Source organism: Pandoraea sp. PE-S2T-3, from assembly GCF_002179965.1.
Taxonomy (GTDB): Bacteria; Pseudomonadota; Gammaproteobacteria; order Burkholderiales; family Burkholderiaceae; genus Pandoraea.
Genome location: NZ_NGUQ01000011.1, coordinates 67,499 through 87,412 on the forward strand (window position 1 = coordinate 67,499; position 19,914 = coordinate 87,412).

17 protein-coding genes are annotated in these 19,914 nt (G+C 64.5%); 9 read left to right on the top strand and 8 right to left on the bottom strand.

Annotation, left to right across the window (positions count from 1 at the left end):
- Positions 1–39: 39 nt before the first annotated feature.
- The 4 genes from boxA to CDV46_RS07670 form a co-directional block, all read right to left on the bottom strand.
- Positions 40–1,305 (bottom strand): benzoyl-CoA 2,3-epoxidase subunit BoxA, encoded by a 1,266-nt coding sequence (gene boxA, locus CDV46_RS07655; RefSeq protein WP_087686648.1) that lies wholly within the window; start codon positions 1,303–1,305, stop codon positions 40–42.
- 59 nt (positions 1,306–1,364) lie between these two features.
- On the bottom strand, positions 1,365–2,792 hold the full coding sequence (boxB, locus tag CDV46_RS07660; RefSeq protein WP_058377774.1) for a benzoyl-CoA 2,3-epoxidase subunit BoxB: 1,428 nt from the start codon (positions 2,790–2,792) through the stop codon (positions 1,365–1,367).
- An 89-nt stretch (positions 2,793–2,881) separates the two neighbouring features.
- Positions 2,882–4,537 carry a 2,3-epoxybenzoyl-CoA dihydrolase gene (gene boxC, locus CDV46_RS07665; protein WP_087686647.1) on the bottom strand — a complete coding sequence of 552 codons (1,656 nt, stop codon included), beginning with the start codon at positions 4,535–4,537 and terminating at the stop codon, positions 2,882–2,884.
- 112 nt (positions 4,538–4,649) lie between these two features.
- A complete protein-coding gene (locus tag CDV46_RS07670; RefSeq protein WP_087722237.1) occupies positions 4,650–5,564 on the bottom strand; it encodes a helix-turn-helix transcriptional regulator in 915 nt (304 codons plus the stop codon).
- Between the two features lie 250 nt (positions 5,565–5,814).
- Between CDV46_RS07670 and CDV46_RS07675 the strand changes: the two genes are divergently transcribed.
- From CDV46_RS07675 to CDV46_RS07690, 4 genes are all read left to right on the top strand, one after another.
- Entirely contained in the window at positions 5,815–6,285 is a 471-nt protein-coding gene (locus CDV46_RS07675) for a DUF4863 family protein (protein WP_087722238.1), read from the top strand.
- 73 nt (positions 6,286–6,358) lie between these two features.
- On the top strand, positions 6,359–7,936 hold the full coding sequence (locus tag CDV46_RS07680; protein ID WP_087722239.1) for a 3,4-dehydroadipyl-CoA semialdehyde dehydrogenase: 1,578 nt from the start codon (positions 6,359–6,361) through the stop codon (positions 7,934–7,936).
- A 187-nt stretch (positions 7,937–8,123) separates the two neighbouring features.
- Positions 8,124–9,698 (top strand): benzoate-CoA ligase family protein, encoded by a 1,575-nt coding sequence (locus tag CDV46_RS07685; protein ID WP_087722240.1) that lies wholly within the window; start codon positions 8,124–8,126, stop codon positions 9,696–9,698.
- A gap of 14 nt (positions 9,699–9,712) precedes the next feature.
- Complete coding sequence (locus CDV46_RS07690) at positions 9,713–10,552, top strand: alpha/beta fold hydrolase (protein ID WP_087722241.1); 840 nt, start codon at positions 9,713–9,715, stop codon at positions 10,550–10,552.
- Between the two features lie 83 nt (positions 10,553–10,635).
- Here the strand turns inward: CDV46_RS07690 and CDV46_RS07695 are convergent, their stop codons facing one another.
- Complete coding sequence (locus CDV46_RS07695; protein WP_087722242.1) at positions 10,636–11,349, bottom strand: TetR/AcrR family transcriptional regulator; 714 nt, start codon at positions 11,347–11,349, stop codon at positions 10,636–10,638.
- Between the two features lie 144 nt (positions 11,350–11,493).
- Between CDV46_RS07695 and CDV46_RS07700 the strand changes: the two genes are divergently transcribed.
- A complete protein-coding gene (locus tag CDV46_RS07700) occupies positions 11,494–12,744 on the top strand; it encodes an FAD-dependent monooxygenase (RefSeq protein ID WP_140413320.1) in 1,251 nt (416 codons plus the stop codon).
- On the opposite strand, the gene selD is transcribed toward CDV46_RS07700, so the two are convergent.
- A complete protein-coding gene (gene selD / locus CDV46_RS07705) occupies positions 12,628–13,740 on the bottom strand; it encodes a selenide, water dikinase SelD (RefSeq protein ID WP_254915958.1) in 1,113 nt (370 codons plus the stop codon). The genes CDV46_RS07700 and selD overlap by 117 nt on opposite strands.
- A gap of 233 nt (positions 13,741–13,973) precedes the next feature.
- Here selD and CDV46_RS07710 point away from each other — a divergent pair, with 233 nt between their 5' ends.
- Both CDV46_RS07710 and CDV46_RS07715 read left to right on the top strand, forming a co-directional pair.
- The gene (locus CDV46_RS07710; RefSeq protein WP_087722244.1) at positions 13,974–15,137 is read left to right on the top strand and encodes a transglutaminase-like domain-containing protein; all 1,164 of its coding nucleotides are present in this window, start codon (positions 13,974–13,976) and stop codon (positions 15,135–15,137) included.
- A gap of 55 nt (positions 15,138–15,192) precedes the next feature.
- Positions 15,193–15,795 carry a TlpA family protein disulfide reductase gene (locus tag CDV46_RS07715; RefSeq protein ID WP_087686639.1) on the top strand — a complete coding sequence of 201 codons (603 nt, stop codon included), beginning with the start codon at positions 15,193–15,195 and terminating at the stop codon, positions 15,793–15,795.
- A 55-nt stretch (positions 15,796–15,850) separates the two neighbouring features.
- Here the strand turns inward: CDV46_RS07715 and CDV46_RS07720 are convergent, their stop codons facing one another.
- On the bottom strand, positions 15,851–16,834 hold the full coding sequence (locus CDV46_RS07720) for a LysR family transcriptional regulator (RefSeq protein ID WP_087722245.1): 984 nt from the start codon (positions 16,832–16,834) through the stop codon (positions 15,851–15,853).
- Between the two features lie 160 nt (positions 16,835–16,994).
- Here CDV46_RS07720 and CDV46_RS07725 point away from each other — a divergent pair, with 160 nt between their 5' ends.
- A complete protein-coding gene (locus CDV46_RS07725) occupies positions 16,995–17,618 on the top strand; it encodes a chromate transporter (RefSeq protein ID WP_087686636.1) in 624 nt (207 codons plus the stop codon).
- Positions 17,615–18,145: a chromate transporter gene (locus tag CDV46_RS07730; protein ID WP_087686635.1), complete on the top strand. Its 531-nt coding sequence runs from the start codon at positions 17,615–17,617 to the stop codon at positions 18,143–18,145. The genes CDV46_RS07725 and CDV46_RS07730 overlap by 4 nt, the downstream gene beginning before the upstream one ends.
- Positions 18,146–18,154: 9 nt before the next feature.
- Here the strand turns inward: CDV46_RS07730 and CDV46_RS07735 are convergent, their stop codons facing one another.
- Positions 18,155–19,912 carry a hypothetical protein gene (locus CDV46_RS07735; RefSeq protein WP_140413321.1) on the bottom strand — a complete coding sequence of 586 codons (1,758 nt, stop codon included), beginning with the start codon at positions 19,910–19,912 and terminating at the stop codon, positions 18,155–18,157.
- Positions 19,913–19,914: the final 2 nt, after the last annotated feature.

Sequence of the window (19,914 nt, forward strand, 5' to 3'; positions counted from 1 at the left end):
TGCGGCCACGTTGGCACCGCCGCACAGACGCCTGACGATTCAATACGTTTCGAGATGCAGGCGCCCTTCCGTCTTCATCCGTTGCCACAACGCCTGCCAGTCGAGTCCCGCTTCACCGGCGATCGCTTGCAGCGCCTGCAACACGCCATCTTCCATGCCCTTCAGGCCGCACACATAGATGTAGGTGTGCTCATGGCGCAGCAGTGCCGCCACGTCGGCCGCGCGCTCGCGCATGGCGTCCTGCACATAGCGTTTGGCTTGCCCCGGCGTGCGCGAGAAGGCCAGATTGGTGTCGATGAAATCCTTCGGCAGATTCAGCAGCGGGCCGAAGTACGGCAGTTCGCCCTGCGTGCGTGCGCCGAAGAACAGCATGAGCTTGCCCGTCGCCCCTTTCAATCGGCGGCGACGGCGGTACTCGGTCATCGCGCGCATCGGCGCAGCCCCCGTGCCCGTGCAGATCATCAGCAAATGCGAGTCGGCGTGATTGGGCATCAGGAACGTGCTGCCGAACGGGCCCATCACGTTCACCACATCGCCCTTCTTCAGATCGCACAGATAGTTCGAGCAAACGCCACCCACTGCCTGCTCGTGATGATCTTTCGTCACGCGCTTCACGGTCAGCGCCAGATTGTTGTACCCGGCACGCTCGCCGTCGCGCGGCGAGGCGATCGAATACTGCCGTGCGTGATGCGCGCGTCCGTCTGCTGTGGTACCCGGCGGGATGATGCCGATCGACTGGCCTTCTAGCACCGGAAACGGCTGCTTGCCGAAGTCGAGCACGATGTGGTGAATATCGCTTTCCGTGCTCGTGTCGGTGAGCCGGTAGTTGCCCACGACGGTGGCCTGCACCGGCGCCTTGTGGTTGTACAGATTGACGTACGGCTTGGCGGCGGACCACGGCGGCACGACAGAACCGCGCACGAGGTCCGAGCCGCCAATCACCGGTTCGGCAGACTCGGCATCTCCCGCAGTTGTCCCGGCGGCAGCGCCTTCCGCTGCCTCACCGATCGCGCCCTGACCGGCCAGCGCGTCGTCCTGCACGGGCAGTTCGTCCCACGTGAGCTGCGCGTCGACCGAGTACGACTCGGCCTTGAGCACGTCGCGCCAGTTGTCGATGGCCCCCGTCGGGCACGGCGAAATGCACGCCATGCAACCGTTGCACGTGTCCGCGCGCACGACGTAGTTGTTCTCGTCATGCGTGATCGCGTCGATCGGACACGTCTCCTCGCAGGTATTGCAGCGAATGCAGATCTCCGGATCGATCAGATGCTGCTTCAGGACTTCTCGCGGCGCGGGGCCGTTCATGATGCTGTCTCCTTGTGGGGTTGCGCTGCGGGCTCGACTGACCCGCTTTAGCTTTAGCTTCAGTTGAACCGCACGTATTCGAAGTCGATCGGCTGGCGGTTGATGCCCAGCGGGGGCGGCGCAATCCAGTTCGCGAACTTGCCCGGCTCGATCACACGGCCCATGAGCGATGCGACATAGGCGCGGTCTTCTGCCGTGGCCAGCCATTCGCGTTCATGTGCGGCCCATTCGGTCTCGCTCACGACGCGGCCATCCGGCGATACGCGTACGCCCGCAAAGGTGCCGATCTGGCGATTGAACGCCTTGTGCGGCACGGTGAGGCGGAAGTCGATACCGGCCTTCTCCAGCACCTTGTTCCAGCGGTTCACGCCGGCCACCGAGTCCTTGATGTAGTCGTCGCGCAGCACTTCGTTCATCGCGTTGAGCATCGGCACTTCGCGCTCCACGAGCTTGCCGTTGTCAACCCCCAGCAGCCGATACATCTGACCATTGAGTTGATGGTCGTCGTCGCGCTTGCCTTCTTCATAGCGGCCTTTCAGGCCCGAGCTGTAGAAGATGGCCGCGTTCGACGACTGGTCGGCACCGAACAGATCGATCGTCACCGAATAGTGGAAGTTGATGTAGCGCTGAATCGTCGGCAGATCGATCACGCCTGCCGCACGCAGCTTCGAGACGTCGTCGGTGCCCAGTTCGTTCATCACCTGCGCCGTGCGCGAGATCACGCGCGACACGCCCGACTCGCCCACGAACATGTGGTGCGCCTCTTCGGTCAGCATGAACTTGGTGGTGCGGGCGAGCGGATCGAAACCCGATTCCGCCAGTGCCGAGAGCTGGAACTTGCCGTCGCGATCGGTGAAATACGTGAACATGTAGAACGCCAGCCAGTCCGGCGTCTTCTCGTTGAACGCGCCGAGAATGCGGGGGTTGTCTTCGTCACCCGAGCGGCGGCCGAGCAGCGCTTCGGCTTCTTCGCGGCCATCGCGGCCGAAGTAGCGATGCAGCAGATAGACCATCGCCCACAGGTGGCGCCCTTCTTCCACGTTCACCTGAAACAGGTTGCGCAGGTCGTACATCGACGGTGCGGTCAGGCCCAGATGGCGCTGTTGTTCCACCGACGCCGGTTCCGTATCGCCTTGCGTGACGATGATGCGGCGCAGGTTGGCACGATGCTCGCCCGGCACGTCCTGCCACACGGCTTCGCCCTTGTGTTCGCCGAAATGAATCTTGCGGTCGGTGTCGCCCGGCGTGAGGAAAATGCCCCAGCGATAGTCCGGCATCTTCACGTGATCGAAGTGCGCCCAGCCGCTCGGGTCCACGCTCACGGCCGTGCGCAGATAGACGTCGAAACCGTGCGAGCCTTCCGGGCCCATGTCGCCCCACCAGGACAGGAAGTTCGGCTGCCACTGTTCGAGCGCACGTTGCAGCGTGCGGTCGTCGGACAGGTTGACGTTGTTGGGGATCTTCTCGCTGTAGTTGATCGAAGCCATCGTGGGGTTCCTCGTGTCTCGTGCGTATCTGTGGAAACGTCTCGTCGTGCCGCGCTATGTCGTGTCGCGCGTCTTTTCGCTGGGTGGCGTCAGACGCGGGTCAGGTCGAACTGCGCCTTGTTGCCCTTGCCGTAGACCTTCAGCGCGCCCTTCTCGCCCACGGCGTTCGGACGGGTGAAGATCCAGTTCTGCCAGGCCGACAGACGCCCGAAGATGCGCGTGTTCATCGTCTCTTTGCCGTTGAAGCGCAAGTTGGCTTCCAGCCCCGTGAGCGCATCGGGCGACATCGCCGCGCGCTCTTCGATGGCGATGCGAATCTCGTCCGGCCAATCCAGATCGTCCACCGCTGCGGTGACCAGTCCCAGACGCTCGGCCTCGTCCGGACGCACGCGGCGTCCGATGGTTTCGCGCACGGCGTCGAGTTCCGCCTTGTCTTCGTAGAAGCGGCGGGCCAGACGCGACTGGTCGGTCACCATCGGCAGCAAGCCGAAGTTCACTTCCGAGAGCGTGATCGCCGGTTCGTCTTCTTCGCTGGCAGGCAGCGCGGCCATATAGGTGCGGTCGGCGGCGAACGCGAATTCGGCGAGCGTGCCCGTGAAGCACGAGTCCGGCTCGATGAGCGCGAACAGCGAACGCGACGACACGTCGATGCGGGCCAGCGTGCGGCGCAGCATGCCGATGGTTTCACGCACGAGCCAGTGGCTTTGATGTGCCATGAGCGACGCGTCGGCCGCCAGCACGTGTTGGGCATCGCCTTCGGTACGCAGCAGCCACGTGCCGATGTCGAGCTCGTTGGTGCGCAGATTGAGAATGGCGTCGTCGAGTTCGCGCGCCATCTGCAACGGCCACCAGCGCACACCGGCGGCTTCGATGCCGGCAATGTCCTGCGGCGGCGCCGACTTCGGTGCCTTCACGGTCAGGCTGGCCGTGCGATTGGTGCGGTCGATTTCCACGTCGACGAATTCGTAGCGGATGGCATCGGCTTCGTCGGTGCGTTCGATACGCGTGAGCGTCACGCCCTTGCCGCCCGGGCGGTCACTTTGTTGCGCCAGTTCCAGCGCGCGTGCCGAGATGGTTTGCGCGAACTGCGCGGGCTTGACCACGTCATCGACCAGACGCCATTGCTTGGCACGCTCGCCACGAATGCCTTCCACGATGGTGCAGAAAATGTCGGCGCGGTCGTTGCGCACGTGGCGCTTGTCGGTCAGGCGGGTGAGGCCGCCCGTACCCGGCAGCACGCCGAGCAGCGGCACTTCCGGCAGCGACACGGACGACGAGCGGTCGTCGACCAGATAGATTTCGTCGCAGGCCAGTGCCAGCTCGTAGCCGCCGCCTGCGCAGGCGCCGTTCACGGCGGCGAGGAATTTCAGGCCCGAGTAGCGGCTGGAGTCTTCCAGACCGTTGCGCGTTTCGTTGGTGAATTTGCAGAAGTTGACCTTCCACGCATGCGAGGACACACCCAGCATGAAGATGTTGGCGCCCGAGCAGAACACGCGGTCCTTCGCGCTCGTGACCACCACGGTCTTGACTTCAGGGTGTTCGAAGCGGATGCGCTGCACGGCATCGTGCAGCTCGATATCCACACCCAGATCGTACGAATTGAGCTTGAGCTTGTAGCCCTCGCGAATGCCGCCGTCTTCTGCGATGTCGATCGTCAGCGTGGCGACCTGGCCTTCGAAACTCAGCTTCCAGTGCTTGTACTGCGTAGGGTCCGTACGGTAGTCGACGTGGGGTTTGCCGAACATGATTGCCTCCAACTCGAATAATGATCTTGTTGAATTGCAATATAGTGCAGCACAAACCCATCGTCAACGGTTAACTTGAATAAAAATGAATTATTTTGCAGATAACTAACATTCAGTCGGACGATAACTGCACTGCCAAGCGTCCTCGCAGTTGCAGATACGCGTCTGCCAGTGCCTTCCCGCCGGTATCGAAGCTCATGTCCGCTTTGGCGTAGAAGTCCTGCCGGCCGGCGAGAATGCGCTTCAGATCGTTCATCGCTTCGGCGTTGCCCGACATCGGCCGCAAGTCACCCTGCGCCACCACCCGTTTCATGTGCTCTTCCGGCGACGCTTGCAGCCAGACCGCGTAGCAATGGGTCAGCAGGAAATTGAAGGTGGCCGCGTCGCTCACGATACCGCCCGGCGACGCGATCACGGCACGCGGATGCTCGGCCACGACGGCTTCCAGCGCCCGCAGCTCATAGCGGCGATAGGCGGTGGCGCCATAGAGCGAATAGATTTCCGACGGCGGGCAGCCGGCCAGTTGTTCGATCACGCGGTTGAGTTCGACAAACGGCACGTGCATGTCATCGGCCAGCATCCGGCCCAGCGTGGACTTGCCCGCGCCACGCAGCCCGATGAGGGCAATGCGCCCACGCCGGTCCGGGTCGCGCTCGCTGCCTGCGAACAACTCGCTGAGTGCCTGACGGGCCCGCGTGAGCGCTTCGCCGTCGCGACCGTGCAGGATTTCGCGAATCAGCAGCCACTCGGCGGACGACGTGGTCTCATCGCCGACGATTTCCGCCAATGTGCAATTTAGTGCCTGTGCAAGCTGGCGCAGAAACAGCACGGACGCGTTGCCCACGCCCGATTCCAGATTGGCGACATGGCGCTCGGACACATCGGCGTCGAGCGCCAGCGCCTTGCGTGTCAGGCCGCGACGGGCGCGCAGCGTGCGCACGCGCTCGCCCAGCGCAACCAGAAACGGGTCTTTCTCTACGACGGCACGCGCCGTCAACACCCCATCGGCAGGCGCACTCTTATTCATTGGGCGAGATCCTCAGAACAGGTAACATGTAATATATTGCTTGACAGCGAAAATTGCATGCTCTAATTTTCACCATGCGTCGATAAAAAAGCAAACACGGGCCGCAGCCCGGCCTGATCGGCGTCAAACCCGGTGTACGGAAGATCGTAAGAACAAGACAGTGCGAGCCGCCGCCATGCCATCGCCCGATGGCGATCGCCGATGCGAAAAAGCGGTCAGCTTGCCATTGCGTCATCCCCAGGAGACATGGATGGATGTGCCCCAATTTCAGGCGCTGATCGCCGACCTTACGCGACAGCTCGACGGCCGTGCGCTCGACGCCGGCCTCGCCGACTGGCTCAACACCCATTACGGTGCCGATTCCGAAGGCTTCGCCGCCCTCACTGCCGCCTGCCAGACCGGCGTTGCCGAGGGCTGGCTGTGCAATCGCGAAGGCGGCGGCATTCGTTACGGCCGTGTGCTCAAGCCCACCTCAGATACCCATGGTTTTTCCGTCGATGTGGTCGACATGGCCGATCTGGCCGGTCCGCACCATACGCATCCGAACGGCGAAATCGATCTGATCATGCCGCTCACGCCCGGCGCGACCTTCGACGGGCATCCCGCAGGCTGGTGCGTCTACGGCCCCGGCACGGCGCATCGCCCGACCGTGGCGCACGGTCGCGCGCTAGTGCTTTATCTCCTGCCCCAAGGGGCCATCGAATTTACCCGCAGCGCCTGACGCCCGATTCTGCGGTGGCCGCGTCGCAACGCGGCCACCCGGTGAATGCGCGCTTGCCCACCGAGTCTTTGCCATGAGTACGCCTGTCTTGCTGGAAAACTACGTCGCTGGCCAATGGGTGGCCGGTCGTGGTGAGGGGACCGCCCTCACCGACCCCGTCACCGGCGAGACCCTCGCCCGCGTGTCGAGCGACGGACTGGATCTCGACGCCGCGTTCACCTTCGCACGCGATACCGCCGGGCCTGCGCTGCGGGCACTGTCGTTCGCCGAACGGGCGCAACGGCTGTCGCAGATCGTCACCGCCTTGCAGGCGAACCGCGACGAGTACTACGCCATTGCTACCGCCAACTCGGGCACCGTCGCCACCGACTCCGCCGTCGATATCGACGGGGCCATCTACACGCTGTCGACCTACGCCAAGCTCGGCGCTGCACTCGGCGGCGCGCATACGCTGCTCGATGGCGCCGCAACGCCGCTCGCGAAAGATGGCTCGTTTGCCGTGCGCCACGTCTTGCGTCCGACACCGGGCGTGGCGCTCTTCATCAACGCCTTCAACTTCCCGGCGTGGGGGTTGTGGGAGAAAGCCGCCGCAGCGCTGCTCGCCGGCGTGCCGGTGATCGTCAAGCCTGCGACCTCCACCGCGTGGCTTACGCAGCGCATGGTGGCCGATGCCGTTGCCGCCAACGTGCTGCCGGCAGGCAGTCTCTCGGTAATTTGCGGCAGCGCCGCCGGGCTGCTCGATCGCATCGGGCCGTTCGACGTGGTGTCGTTCACCGGGTCGGCGGCCACCGCCGCCACGTTGCGCGCGCACCCGGCGTTCACCGAGCGCTCGGCACGCATCAACGTCGAAGCCGACAGCCTGAACAGCGCCCTGCTGCTGCCCGATGCCGCACCCGGCACCGCTGCGTTCGATCAGTTCGTGCGCGAAGTGGCCCGCGAGATGACCGTCAAGTCGGGACAGAAATGCACCGCCATTCGTCGCGCATTGGTGCCGGTGGAACACTTCGACGCGGCAGCGGCAGCGATTGCCGAGCGACTGGCGAAGACCGTCGTGGGCAACCCGCGTAACGACACCGTGCGGATGGGCTCGCTCGTGAGCCTGTCGCAAAAGCGCGCCGTGTTGGCAGGCATTGCCGATCTGCAAGCCGAAGCGGAAACGCTCTACGACGGCAATCGCGACGCCACGTTCGTCGATGCCGCCGCGGATAGCGCTTGCGTCGCGCCGGTACTGCTCGGGCTGCGCGATGGCGCATCGGGTCAGCGCGTGCACGACACGGAAGTCTTCGGGCCGGTGGCCACGCTCGTCGGCTATCGCGATATCGACGAGGCCATTGCGCTGGCCAAACGCGGTCAGGGCTCGCTCGTCGTGTCGCTGTTCAGCAACGACGCACTCGCCATGCACGCGCCCGCCGTTGCGCTGGCCGATGCTCATGGCCGTGTGCACGCGGTCGATCCGTCGGTCGCCAAGACGCAGACCGGTCACGGCAACGTCATGCCGCAGTCGCTGCATGGCGGCCCGGGCCGCGCCGGTGGTGGTGAAGAACTGGGCGGGCTGCGCGCGCTGCGTTTCTATCACGTGCGCTCGGCCGTGCAAGGCCCCGCAGCGTTGGTCGAATCCCTGACGGCGGATGCCGTTGAATTACCGAAGTAGCCGTTGATAGCAATGCCAAGCAGTCCTAAGCCATAACCAGCAGCCGAAAGCAGTCGCAAGCAGTCGCAAGCCGTCGTAGTCAAGGTGTTTCATACAGGTGCCGTCAGAGCGCCGAAGAGAACCAACGCCACGTGCGCGTTGCCCTCGCACGTGTGCAGGGCTCGCGCGGCGATCCACCGGAGGCAACATGGAAGCCGTACTCACCCCACCGCCGGCGAACTTCAACTTCGCCGCGCACCTTGAAGCGCTCAATCGCGCTCGCGCCGCCAAGACTGCGTATCTCGACGACACACAATCGCTCACCTATGGCGAGCTTGCCGAGCGTAGCCGGCGCTTTGCGACGGGACTCGCGCGCGCAGGCGTGCATCGGGAAGAGCGCATCCTGCTCGTGATGCTCGACACCATCGACCTGCCCGTCGCCTTTCTCGGCGCGCTGTATGCGGGTGTAGTGCCCGTTGTCGTCAACACGCTGCTCACCGCCGACGATTACGCGTACATGATCGCGCACAGCAAGGCGCAACTCGTGATCGCCTCGGGCGCGTTGATGCCGACCGTGCAGGCCGCACTCGACAAGACCAGCGCACCGCCGCCGTGTGTGGTGTCGCAGCCAATCGCCGTCGCGGAGGCTGCCGACGCCGCACCACACACCCCGACTGTCACGTTCGACTCGCTCATCGACGGGCCGCCCAGTGCCATGCCCGCCGACACCGCCGGCGACGACATTGCGTTCTGGCTGTATTCCTCAGGTTCCACTGGCAAGCCCAAGGGCACCGTGCACACGCACGCGAACCTGTACTGGACGGTAGAAACCTACGGCCGCAATGTGCTCGGCATTCGCGAAGAGGACGTGGTCTTTTCGGCCGCGAAATTGTTCTTCGCCTACGGGCTGGGCAACGCCCTCACGTTCCCGCTGTCCGTCGGCGCAACGGTGTTGCTGATGGCCGAGCGCCCGACCGCCGAAGCGGTGGCGCAGCGCCTGAAACAGCATCGCCCGACGATCTTCTACGGCGTGCCCACGCTCTACGCGAACCTGCTCGCGTCGCCGCACCTGCCTGCCCGCGAAGACGTCGCGCTGCGCTTGTGCACGTCAGCAGGCGAAGCGTTGCCGCGCGAGATCGGCGAGCGCTTCACTGCGCATTTCGGTGCCGAGATTCTCGATGGCATCGGCTCGACCGAGATGCTGCACATCTTCCTGTCGAATCGTGCGGGGCAAGTGGCCTACGGGACGACCGGCGAAGCGGTGCCCGGCTATTCGGTGGAACTGCGCGACGAGAACGGCCAGCCCGTGCCCGACGGCGAGATCGGCGACCTGTACATCAAGGGGCCAAGTGCCGCGTTGATGTACTGGTGCAATCGCGAGAAATCGCGCGCCACGTTCCTCGGCGACTGGCTCAAGAGCGGCGACAAGTACCAGCGTCTGCCCAATGGGTATTACGTCTATGCCGGGCGCAGTGACGATATGCTCAAGGTCAGCGGCCAGTACGTCTCGCCTATCGAAGTCGAGATGGTGCTGATGCAGCACGACGCGGTACTCGAAGCGGGCGTGGTCGGCCGCGACGACAACGGTCTGACCAAGACGCAGGCCTTTGTCGTACTCAAGCCCGGTGTCGTGGCCGATGACGAGATGGCGACGGCGCTCAAGGCGTTCGTCAAGGCGCGTCTGGCGCCGCATAAATACCCTCGCGAGCTGGTGTTCGTCGACGATCTGCCGAAGACAGCGACGGGCAAGGTCCAGCGCTTCAAGCTGCGCGAGTTGCTCTAGGAGAAGACGAGACGATGTCGGACACACAGTTCGCCCGGATCGAGACGGCCTCGCACGGGCCGCTCTCGCTGGAATACCGGTGGCTCAATCGTGAGCGCACCGACGCGCCGTTGCTGGTCTTTCTGCACGAAGGGCTGGGATCGGTCGCGATGTGGAAAGACTGGCCGCAGCAGTTGTGCGACGCGGGGGGCTATCGTGGCCTCGTGTTTTCGCGCAACGGCTATGGCCGCTCGACGCCGCGCCCGCATGACGAGAAGTGGCCGGTCGACTTCATGCACAAGCAGGCGCGCGAAGTGTTGCCTGCGTTTCTCGATGCGGTCGGTGTCGGCCCTGAAGCCGCCGGGCGCGTGTGGCTCGTGGGCCATAGCGACGGTGGTTCGATTGCGCTGCTGTTCTCGGCCGCGTTCCCCGACCGGCTGGCAGGGGCGGTCGTACTGGCACCGCATCTGTTCGTGGAAGACGTGTCGGTCGAGAGTATTGCCAAGACGAAAACGGTGTTCGAGACGACCGATCTGCGCACGAAGCTCGCGCGCTATCACGACGATGTGGAGAGCGCCTTCTGGGGCTGGAACGACATCTGGTTGAACCCGGCGTTTCGCGAATGGAATCTGGTCGGTGCCGTGGCGAGTATCGAGAAGCCGCTGCTCGCGATTCAGGGCGAGGACGACGAATACGGCACGATGGCGCAGATGGACAGCATTGCCGCCAACGTGTCGCATGCGAAAGTGGTGAAGCTGCCCGACTGCGGCCACTCCCCGCATCGCGATGCGCCTGAAGCACTGGCGCAAGCCATCGTGTCGTTCATCGATGGCGGCGGTGCGGTCGAAGCGTCGGGCGATCAGCGCGCGGCCTGATTCACTGACTCGCTGATTCACTGACTCATCGATTCACGGATTTACGATTCGCAGATTCACCGATTCACCGCGCCGGGGCGGGCTCAACGCTCCGGCGCAATCGCCATATCTTCGATGGCGCGATACACCAGCGCCTTGGCGTCCTCGATGGACGGCGTGCGGCGCACCAGCCCCGCAAAGCGCTGATCGACCAGCAGCGCCGCCAAACCATGCACATACGCCCAGCCCGCCGCCATCGTGACGGCCCGCTCGGCATCCAGTTCTCCCCACCACTCGTTATTGCCCTGCGCATCCACTACCGGTGCGGGATCGAGCACGCCTGAGAGCAAGCGCATGGAGTTGCGGCGAGCGTCTTGCAACGACGTCCGTTCCAGATCGAGCAACTCGTTGCGCGACATCAGGCGGAACATGTCCGGATTCGCCACCGCGAAATCGATATACGCATGCGCGACCGCCTTGCGACGCGCCGGGCCGGGCTTGGCTTCGCTGGCGCGCGCCGACATCGCCGCCGCCAGCCGCCGATGCCCGTCGGCCACGAGTTCACTCAACACCCCCGCGGTATCGCCAAAGTGATGCTGCGGCGCGGTGTGCGACACCCCCGCCTCGCGCGCAATCGAGCGCAACGTCAGCCCGCGCAGGCCATCGCGCTTGAGCACCGTCTCGGCGGCCTGCAAGAGCGCTTCGGGCAATCCGCCGTGATGGTATGGGCGCACTTTCGCGCCACGGCCGGCACGCGGTGCCCGGGCGGTTTCATCGGCTGGCTTGTCGGCAGGCTTGCCGGGGGATTTGTCTGTCATACCTGAGGTCAATGTTTCCAACGGAAAAATATGTTGACGGCAATCGGGAGTCTCGTCAAAATCTTTCCACTGGAAACATTGACGAATGGATGGCGACCGCCGCCCGTCGATGTCCGGAACGACTTATCCGAACGAGAGGCATTCATGAAGGCAAACGTATTGATCTCCGGCGCTGGCGTGAGCGGTCTGGCGCTGGCTTATTGGCTCGATCGCGCAGGCTTCGCCACCACGCTGGTCGAGCGTGCGCCTGAACTGCGCCGGGGCGGTCAGGCAGTCGACATTCGTGGCGTTGCGCTCGATGTGGTTGAAGCGATGGGGTTACTGGGGCAGGCAAAGGCGCTGCGCACGCAACTCAAAGGCATGTCGATGCTGGACGCGCAAGGCAACGAGCTCGATCGCTCCGAAGAGCGGACCTTCAGCGGCGGCCGGATCAATATCGGCGACATCGAGGTCTTCCGTGACGATCTCTGCGAGTTACTGGCGGGTGCACTTGGCGAGGACGTCGAGTGGCTTTACGACGACAGCATTCGGGCCATCGACGACCGGGGCGATCAGGTGGTGGTGAGCTTCGAGAACGGCGCGCCGCGCGCCTTCGATCTGGTGATTGGCGCCGACGGCACCTATTCCAACGTGCGCCGCCTGTGCTTCGACGACGAGGCGTCAGTCGTACGGCCGTTGAACATGGTGCTGGCCCTGTTCTCCACGCCCAACCTGATCGATCTGAAGGACTGGCAACTGGGCCATCGCGAGGGCGGCGTGGGGTACATCATCTACCCGAGTCTCGATCAGGATTCGTTACGTGTCGGCGTGGGCTTCGAGGCCCCCGTCCCGGCGTTACCACGTAACGACATGGCCGCGCAGAAGCGTCTCGTCGCTGCGCATTGTGAACACTTGGGCGGCGACATCCCCAAGTTGATCTCGGCCATGCAGACCACTGACGAGTTCTATTACAACGAACTGGCGCAGATTCGCATGCCGTCGTGGTCCAAGGGACGTGTGGCGCTCGCAGGGGACGCGGCGCATTGCGCCTCGCCATTCTCTGGACAGGGCACCAGCCTTGCGCTGGTCGGTGCGGCCGTGCTGGCGTATTCGCTGGCGCAACACTGGCCGAATCCGGCGCATGCGTTTGCCGAGTACGAAGGGCGCATGCGGCCTTACGTCGATCTCAATCAGGCGCTCGTCGATTTGCGGCGCAATGGCCCCATGCCCGACGAGCAGATGGATGCCGCCAAGAACGGCATCGAAATCAGTGACCTGCTCGGCGAGTTGTTAGCCGGATCAGATCACGCGCACGCCTGGCTTGCCCGGCCGCATGGCACCGACGATACCGGCTTCGGCGAAACCGTCGGCGCGGAACACGGCGAGCACATCGTCGACCGCGCCCGGGGCGCATGACACCAGCAGCCCGCCCGCCGTCTGCGGGTCGCACAGCAGGTCGCGATCCCGGTCGGTGAGGCGCTCGCCCAGTTCCACCGCGCTGCCGTACGACGCCCAGTTGCGGCCCGACGCGCCCGTGATGCAGCCCTTGTCGGCCAGTTCGCGCACGCCGTCGAACAGCGGCACGTCGGACATGCGCAGATACGCCGCGAGGTTGGCGCCACGGCACATTTCCAGCGTGTGCCCCAGCAGACCGAAGCCCGTCACGTCGGTGAGCGCGTGCACGCCCGGCAGTGCGGCCAGCGCGGGGCCGACACGATTCAGACGCGTGGTCGCGTCGATCATGCTGCGATAGCCGTCAGCGTCGAGCAGGCCTTTCTTGAGCGCCGCCGACATCACGCCGACGCCGAGCGGCTTGCCCAGCACCAGCACGTCGCCCGCCTGTGCGTCGGCATTGCGCTTGATGCGTTTCGGATGCACCACGCCCATCGCCGCCAGCCCGTAGATCGGTTCCACCGAGTCGATGCTGTGACCGCCCGCAATCGGGATACCGGCTTCGGCGCACACCGATTCGCCACCGCGCAGAATGTCGCGGATCGTCTCGCGCGGCAGCACATTGATCGGCATGCCGACGATGGCCAGCGCGAAGATCGGCTTGCCGCCCATGGCGTAGATATCAGAGAGCGCGTTGGTCGCGGCGATGCGGCCAAAGTCGAACGGATCGTCGACGATCGGCATGAAGAAATCGGTCGTGGCGATGATCGCCTGCTCGTCATTCAACTGATAGACCGCTGCGTCGTCCGAGGTCTCGGTGCCCACCAGCAGAGCGGCCGGCATCGGCATGGGCGACTCGTTGCGTGCGAGCAGTTCCGAGAGCACGCCCGGTGCGATCTTGCAGCCGCAGCCGCCGCCGTGCGAGAGCGAGGTCAAACGCGGGGCGGCAGGCGTCGTCTGCGGAGACGTCTGTGAAGCTGCCGGTGAAGCATCCACCTGAGTGGCATCGTGTGCGGTCATGGTCGTTGGCGTTGAAGTGGGCGGCATTCGTGGCGCTCGTGGCGCGCGGAAGGGATGTGCGGCATGTCTGCCTCAGACTACGTACATACCCTGCGGTGCGATGACGACAGTTTGCCAAAAGTCGACGTATTATGGAGCAGCTTTCGCCCGATGGCCCGTGCTATGGCGTCGCCGGTCGAACGACATCCCAACCACCATGCGCCGTGGGCGCTGATTCTGACGGGGATTCCATCATGCAACGTCGTCGTTTTCTCTCGCTCGCCGCGTCCACCGTACCCGCCGCCATGCTGCCCGCCGCGCTGGTTTCCGGCCGGGCCGATGCCGCCACCTCGCAACCCGCCGCAACGAATGCGCCCAATGCGGCCGACGGTTGGCGCACCTTCGAGCTAACGACGCAAGTCGACCTGCCCGCCTCGGCTGGCCCTGCCAACGTCTGGCTGCCGGTCGCCATTTCACCCTCCGCAACGTATCAGCAAGCGCTCGGCACCCGTTGGGAAGCGCCCGGCGCGCAAGCGGAATTGCGCAAGGTGCGCGGTGCCGCCGGGGTCGACGTGCCGATGCTCGCGGTCGCGTGGCCCGATGCGCCTGCGCAGGGTGGCCCCGCGCGTACGGTCACGCTCATCAACACCTTTGCCACGCGCGACCGCCGCGTCGATCTGTCGCAGCCGCCGTCGGCGAATGCCCCGCGCGAGTCGGCCGAAGTGCTGCGCCGCTATCTGCAACCGACCGAGTTGCAGCCGACCGACGGTCTCGTGCGTGAGACGGCCCAGCGCATCACGCGCGGGCAGGATGGCGACGTGGCGAAAGCACAGGCCATCTATCAGTGGATCGTCGACAACTGCCGCCGCGAAGGGTCGGTGCGCGGTTGCGGCACCGGCGACGTGCGCTACATCCTCACGACGGGCGACCTTGCGGGCAAGTGTGCCGACATCAACGCGCTCTTCACCGCGCTCGCACGCTCGGTCGGCATTCCCGCACGCGATGCTTACGGTGTTCGCGTGGCGGCGTCGAATCACGGCTTCAACAGTCTCGGCAAAGCGGGCGACGTGACACGTGCCCAGCATTGCCGTGCTGAATTTTATGCGGCCGGCTATGGCTGGGTGCCGGTTGACCCGGCGGACGTGCGCAAGGTCGTGCTCGAAGAAGTACCGGGCGGTCTGCCGGTCGACGATCTGCGCGTGCGTGCTGCGCGGGCGATGTTGTTCGGCCAGTGGGAAATGAACTGGGTCGCGTTCAATCACGGTGCCGACGTGCCGCTGCCGGGCGCGCGTGACAAGCGCGACGGCTCCGTGCCGTTCCTCATGTATCCGAATGGCGAAGTCGCACAGGGCCGGCTCGACAGTCTGGACCCGGACGCTTTCCGCTATCGCATGAGCGCGCGCGAACTCAAGGCCTGATCCGGACTTGCGGGACTTGCGAGACTCGCGTCAGACAACGAAGGAGAGCTTCACCATGCAACGCCGTCATTTTCTTCAGACGCTGGGCGCACTCGGCACAGCCGGGGCGCTGGCCGGTATCGACACCCCCGCGCTCGCCGCAGGGCCGGGCAAACCCGGTGCCGAAGTCGACGACAGCGCGCTCGCGGGCAACTCCGGCGGCACGCTCTCGGCGTGGCGCGGGGCAACCCCGTCGTTCACGCTGGAGGGGCTGGACGGCCAGCAGCATGCGTTATCGGAATGGCGTGGGCGTGTGGTGGTGCTCAACTTCTGGGCCACGTGGTGTGGACCGTGCCGCGAAGAGATTCCGGCGATGGGCGCAGTGGCCCGGCAGTATCGCAATCGCGGGCTGGCCCTCGTGGCCGTGAACGTGAAAGAGTCGCCGCCTACCGTCAAACCATTCCTCTCGAAGTTGCCCATCGACGGCACCGTGCTGCTCGATCGCGACGGCTCGGTATTCAAACGCTTCGGCTCCGTCGGGCTGCCAGCGACTTACCTCGTCGACCGCGCCGGCAATGCGCGCTTCTGGCGCATGGGCGAGCTCGAATGGACCGACGTCGGCCTGCACGGGCATATCGAGGCGTTGCTGCAACAGGGCGGCGGGGGTTCTACGGCCTGAGGACATCCGTCGAAGGAGATGGCCGCACCGGATATCGATCGCTTTTCGGCGAACGTCATCTCCCACGTTTGCCGCTCTTTCCACTCACCCCGCTCATTTCGTTCAACAAACTCACATCCCCCCATCCACCGGTTTTCGCCGCCGTGCGCACGTGGTCGAGCAAACGCGCCGTCGGCCCCGCGAGCACCCCGTCCCGATAAGCGAAGTGCAGCGGCGCGCGCGGTGCGGGGGTCAGTGGCCGGTAGACGATGCCCTCCACCTGCATGCGCATGAGCGATGCGGGCACGATCGACACCCCCAACCCGGCAGCCACCAGCGATAGCGTCGACGGCAGACGCGGCGCCTCCTGCTCGATATGCGGGCTGAACCCTGCCCCGTGACACGCGGCAATGATCGCGTCGTACAACCCCTGCCCCGTGCGGCGTCGATAGAGAATCAGTTTCTCCGCCGAGAGCGCCATCAGGGGCACCGCTGCCTTGCCCGCGCGCCCCTTGAGCGCCAGCGGATGCGACGATGGCACGGCCAGCACCATCGGCTCTTCCAGCACCGGCAGGATGGCAATCTGCGCGATGTCGCCCAGCGGCTGACGAATGAAGACTGCGTCGAGCTGACCGTCGCGCAAGCCATCCAGCAATTCCGTCGTGCTGCTCTCGTCGAGCATCAGAGAAACCGCCGGTGCATCCGCCCGGAACGCGCGAATCACAGCGGGCACAAACGGGTGCAGTGCCGACGAACTCGTAAAGCCCACCGCCAGCCGCCCTTTGACACCTGCGGCCACGCGCCGGACGTCATCGACCGCCTGATCGAGTTTGCGCACCACGTCGTAGGCATCGCCCAGAAACGCCTGCCCCGCGTCGGTAAGCGCCATGCCGCGCGGCAGCCGCTCAAAGAGCGTCACGCCCAGTTGTGTCTCCAGCACGCGAATCTGCTGCGAGAGCGGCGGCTGGCCGATACCCAATCGTTCGGCGGCCCGCGTCATGTGGCCCGTTTCAGCCACCGCAATGAAATAACGCAGCAGCCGGATGTCGATGTTTGCCATATTGATTCGATATGATTCCAGTCACTTCCATATATTGGACAATATAGCGCAATCGACCTACTCTGACGTTGTCCCGCGCGGCGCCCGTGCATCTCCTTCCGCGATGTCACCTCCTGCCGGGCGGCCCCCACGGCTGTAGTAGTTCTAGAAGATTCCCGCCATGCGCATTCCGGCTCCGTCCACCAAGCTCGCCGCCCCGGCAACACGTCCGCCCGATCTCCCGGTCTCCGGTACCTCAGACACCAACGACACCGTCGTCCCGAGCATTCGTCAGCTTTTCTTCGGCTTTCTCGGCTTGGGCATGACCGCGTTCGGCGGCGCATTGCCGCTGGCACGCCGCATGATCGTCGACAGGCATCGTTGGCTGACCTCAGAAGAATTCACCGATCTGCTTGGGCTTTGCCAGTTTCTGCCCGGCGGCAACATCATCAACTTGTCCGTCGCATTGGGCATGCGTTTTCACGGCTGGCGCGGCGCGCTGGCGTCGATTCTCGGATTGATTGCGGCGCCGTCTGCCGTCGTGATCATGCTCGGCATGGTCTATCAGCACTTTCAGAACGACCCGCATGTGAAGCATCTCTTCGCCGGGCTTGCGGCAGCGGCGGCAGGTTTGCTGATACAGATGGCGTGGAAAGTGTCGTGGCCGCTGCGCAAATCCGTGGTGCTGGCCGGTGTTGCGGCGGCGTGTTTCATCATGATTGCCGTATTGCGCGTGCCGCTCGTGCTCACCATGCTGATCATGACGCCGCTGTCCATCTACGCCACGTGGAGGGTTTCGCAATGACCGGCACCCTTATCTCGCTCGCGCTCATCTTCACGCAGTTGTCCGTGCTCGCGTTCGGCGGGGGCAACACGATCTTGCCGGAGATGGAGCGTCAGGTCGTCGACATCCATCACTGGATGACCTCGGAAGAATTCAGCGCGCTGTTCGCGCTTGGGCAGGCGGCGCCCGGCCCGAATCTCATGATCGTCACGCTGGTCGGCTGGCACGTGGCCAGTTGGCAGGGGATGCTGGTCACCACGCTCGCCAAGTTCGGGCCGTCGTCGCTGATTACGATCTTCGTGCTGCATCTGTGGCAGCGCTTCAAAGACCGGCCGTGGCGACGCATCGTTCAGGCCGGGTTGATGCCGATGACGGCGGGACTCGTGGCCGCAAGTGCGGCGTTGATTGCCGAGGCATCGGCCACGTCGTGGCTGCTTGCAGGCATTACCGCAAGCGTGGCCGTGCTGGCCATCCGAACGCGTGTTCACCCGCTGTGGTGGCTGGCGGCGGGTAGCGTTGCGGGATTGGTGGGTGGGGCGTGGTTGTGAGCGAAGTGCTCAGGCGTGGCGCCAGTTTGCGCCGTGCTTGTGGCTCGGCTTACGGGCTCGCGCCGGCTTGCGCCACCGAGTCGACGCTTCACGCTCGGGGGCGTCCTGTTCGCTCGTGTCCGGCATCGGGTTCCCTCCGGTTCTGCCAGCCCGGCTGACCGTATCGAACGACGCACGCCAGTGCGCGTTGCCCATGATCTCCACGCCCTTGACGAGTTCGCTCCACTCAAGCGAGCCGATGACCAGCGCAGGCGGCGTGTCCATCCGAGCCATCGCCGCAAATCCGTATGCCGAGCGCGCCGTCGGCGTTGCCTGAATTCCGGCTTCGGTAATCAGGACGCGTGCCAGCCACTGCGCCACGTGCATCGGCATCGATGGCGGCCATGGCCCATGGGTGCCTGCCGGTGGCGCGTCGTGCCACTTCCAGATGTCGCGCGTCGAGATGTCCGCCATGACGCTGTTTCCAATGCGTTCGAGCACGCTCGAGCAGCTGTCGAGATACACCGACGCAATAGACATCTGCATATTGAAAAGATATCGCCAGTCGGCTCGCATGCCACAGTCGTTGCGCACGCTGGCGGCGATCAGTGACACGACGCGCGCCCGGACACGTTCAAGCGCCGCCACGTCGGTCAGCCGCTCCCGGTTCTCTCTGATCTCCTGCTTTCGCGTGTCGTGTGACTTCTTCGGCACCGACGCGTCATCGCACACCTCCTCCAGTGCCTCGAGATCACCGGTCGTCTCCTCCGGATCGAAGAGTTGCACATCGACCGGATGCACCGAAAATGTCGGCGCCCCTGCCACATCCGTCTCCCAAGCGGGTACCAACAGGTCGTGAAGCAGCGCGAACATCTCGTCGCGCCGAATCAACGAAGGCATGGCGGGAATGATTCGAAGGTTCTGTACGTGGGCGGCGTTCAGGTGGAAGTCGAGCCCGTGAGCCAACAGTCCGCATAGCGCGACGACGTGCCAGCTATCCGGGTCGCTCTGTCGTGGCGTGTTCGACAGATGCACGATCAGCGCTCTGGAAATGTCGGCATCCGCCTGCGGCAGCTCAGGCTTTCGCCATGCCGTCAGCGCACGGGCGGCGTCGTACTGTTGATTCGCGCGCCACTCTTCCGGCGGGATATCCAACGGTGCCTTGGCGGCCGCATCGTCGGCCGGTGGCGGAAATGCCCCACCGAGGGTGGATGGAACCCAGTTATCGGACCGTAGCCACGGCGAGAATAGTTTGTCGAGTGCCGCCCGCGACGACCACCCAAGGCCCGTAGAGACGAGCGCGGCGAGGGGCATCCAATATTCGCTGAATCCGTTGATGCCATGGATATAGTGCTCAGCACGAAAGTACTCCGGCCCTTCGTCACAGTGCGTCAGCACCATGGCGGTTTCGTTGATCGTCGTGCGCTCGCAACATCCGTAGGTTTGCGAGCAGTTTTGCACCTTCGCGAAGTTGCTCGCGAATTCGCCTGATCGAAGGACGTCCAGCACCTGCCCGAACGCCTGCTCCGGCTGAACCAGATGAGACATCAGATCCACTAGCATTGGCATGTTGAGTATCCCGGTGGCATTGAAGAGCTGCGCAGCATGCGGCGGCGAGGCCCGCCACGCTTCCGGGATTTCCAGCAGGGCTATGGCAAAACGCATTCTGGAGGACACCGCAGCAGGCACGCCCCAAATCTGGGATGATGTCGCAATCGTGCCGTCCGGCGGCCGTTGCCTCCCGGCGACTGTCCGGCTATCTGCCACCTGCCACCAGCCACCGGCCACCG

Excerpts from the sequence above, each read along its gene's own strand:
- boxA (WP_087686648.1), bottom strand. The coding sequence starts at position 1,305 with ATGAACGGCCCCGCGCCGCGAGAAGTCCTGAAGCAGCATCTGATCGAT.
- boxB (WP_058377774.1), bottom strand. The coding sequence starts at position 2,792 with ATGGCTTCGATCAACTACAGCGAGAAGATCCCCAACAACGTCAACCTG.
- boxC (WP_087686647.1), bottom strand. The coding sequence starts at position 4,537 with ATGTTCGGCAAACCCCACGTCGACTACCGTACGGACCCTACGCAGTAC.
- CDV46_RS07670 (WP_087722237.1), bottom strand. The coding sequence starts at position 5,564 with ATGAATAAGAGTGCGCCTGCCGATGGGGTGTTGACGGCGCGTGCCGTC.
- CDV46_RS07675 (WP_087722238.1), top strand. The coding sequence starts at position 5,815 with ATGGATGTGCCCCAATTTCAGGCGCTGATCGCCGACCTTACGCGACAG.
- CDV46_RS07680 (WP_087722239.1), top strand. The coding sequence starts at position 6,359 with ATGAGTACGCCTGTCTTGCTGGAAAACTACGTCGCTGGCCAATGGGTG.
- CDV46_RS07685 (WP_087722240.1), top strand. The coding sequence starts at position 8,124 with ATGGAAGCCGTACTCACCCCACCGCCGGCGAACTTCAACTTCGCCGCG.
- CDV46_RS07690 (WP_087722241.1), top strand. The coding sequence starts at position 9,713 with ATGTCGGACACACAGTTCGCCCGGATCGAGACGGCCTCGCACGGGCCG.
- CDV46_RS07695 (WP_087722242.1), bottom strand. The coding sequence starts at position 11,349 with ATGACAGACAAATCCCCCGGCAAGCCTGCCGACAAGCCAGCCGATGAA.
- CDV46_RS07700 (WP_140413320.1), top strand. The coding sequence starts at position 11,494 with ATGAAGGCAAACGTATTGATCTCCGGCGCTGGCGTGAGCGGTCTGGCG.
- selD (WP_254915958.1), bottom strand. The coding sequence starts at position 13,740 with ATGACCGCACACGATGCCACTCAGGTGGATGCTTCACCGGCAGCTTCA.
- CDV46_RS07710 (WP_087722244.1), top strand. The coding sequence starts at position 13,974 with ATGCAACGTCGTCGTTTTCTCTCGCTCGCCGCGTCCACCGTACCCGCC.
- CDV46_RS07715 (WP_087686639.1), top strand. The coding sequence starts at position 15,193 with ATGCAACGCCGTCATTTTCTTCAGACGCTGGGCGCACTCGGCACAGCC.
- CDV46_RS07720 (WP_087722245.1), bottom strand. The coding sequence starts at position 16,834 with ATGGCAAACATCGACATCCGGCTGCTGCGTTATTTCATTGCGGTGGCT.
- CDV46_RS07725 (WP_087686636.1), top strand. The coding sequence starts at position 16,995 with ATGCGCATTCCGGCTCCGTCCACCAAGCTCGCCGCCCCGGCAACACGT.
- CDV46_RS07730 (WP_087686635.1), top strand. The coding sequence starts at position 17,615 with ATGACCGGCACCCTTATCTCGCTCGCGCTCATCTTCACGCAGTTGTCC.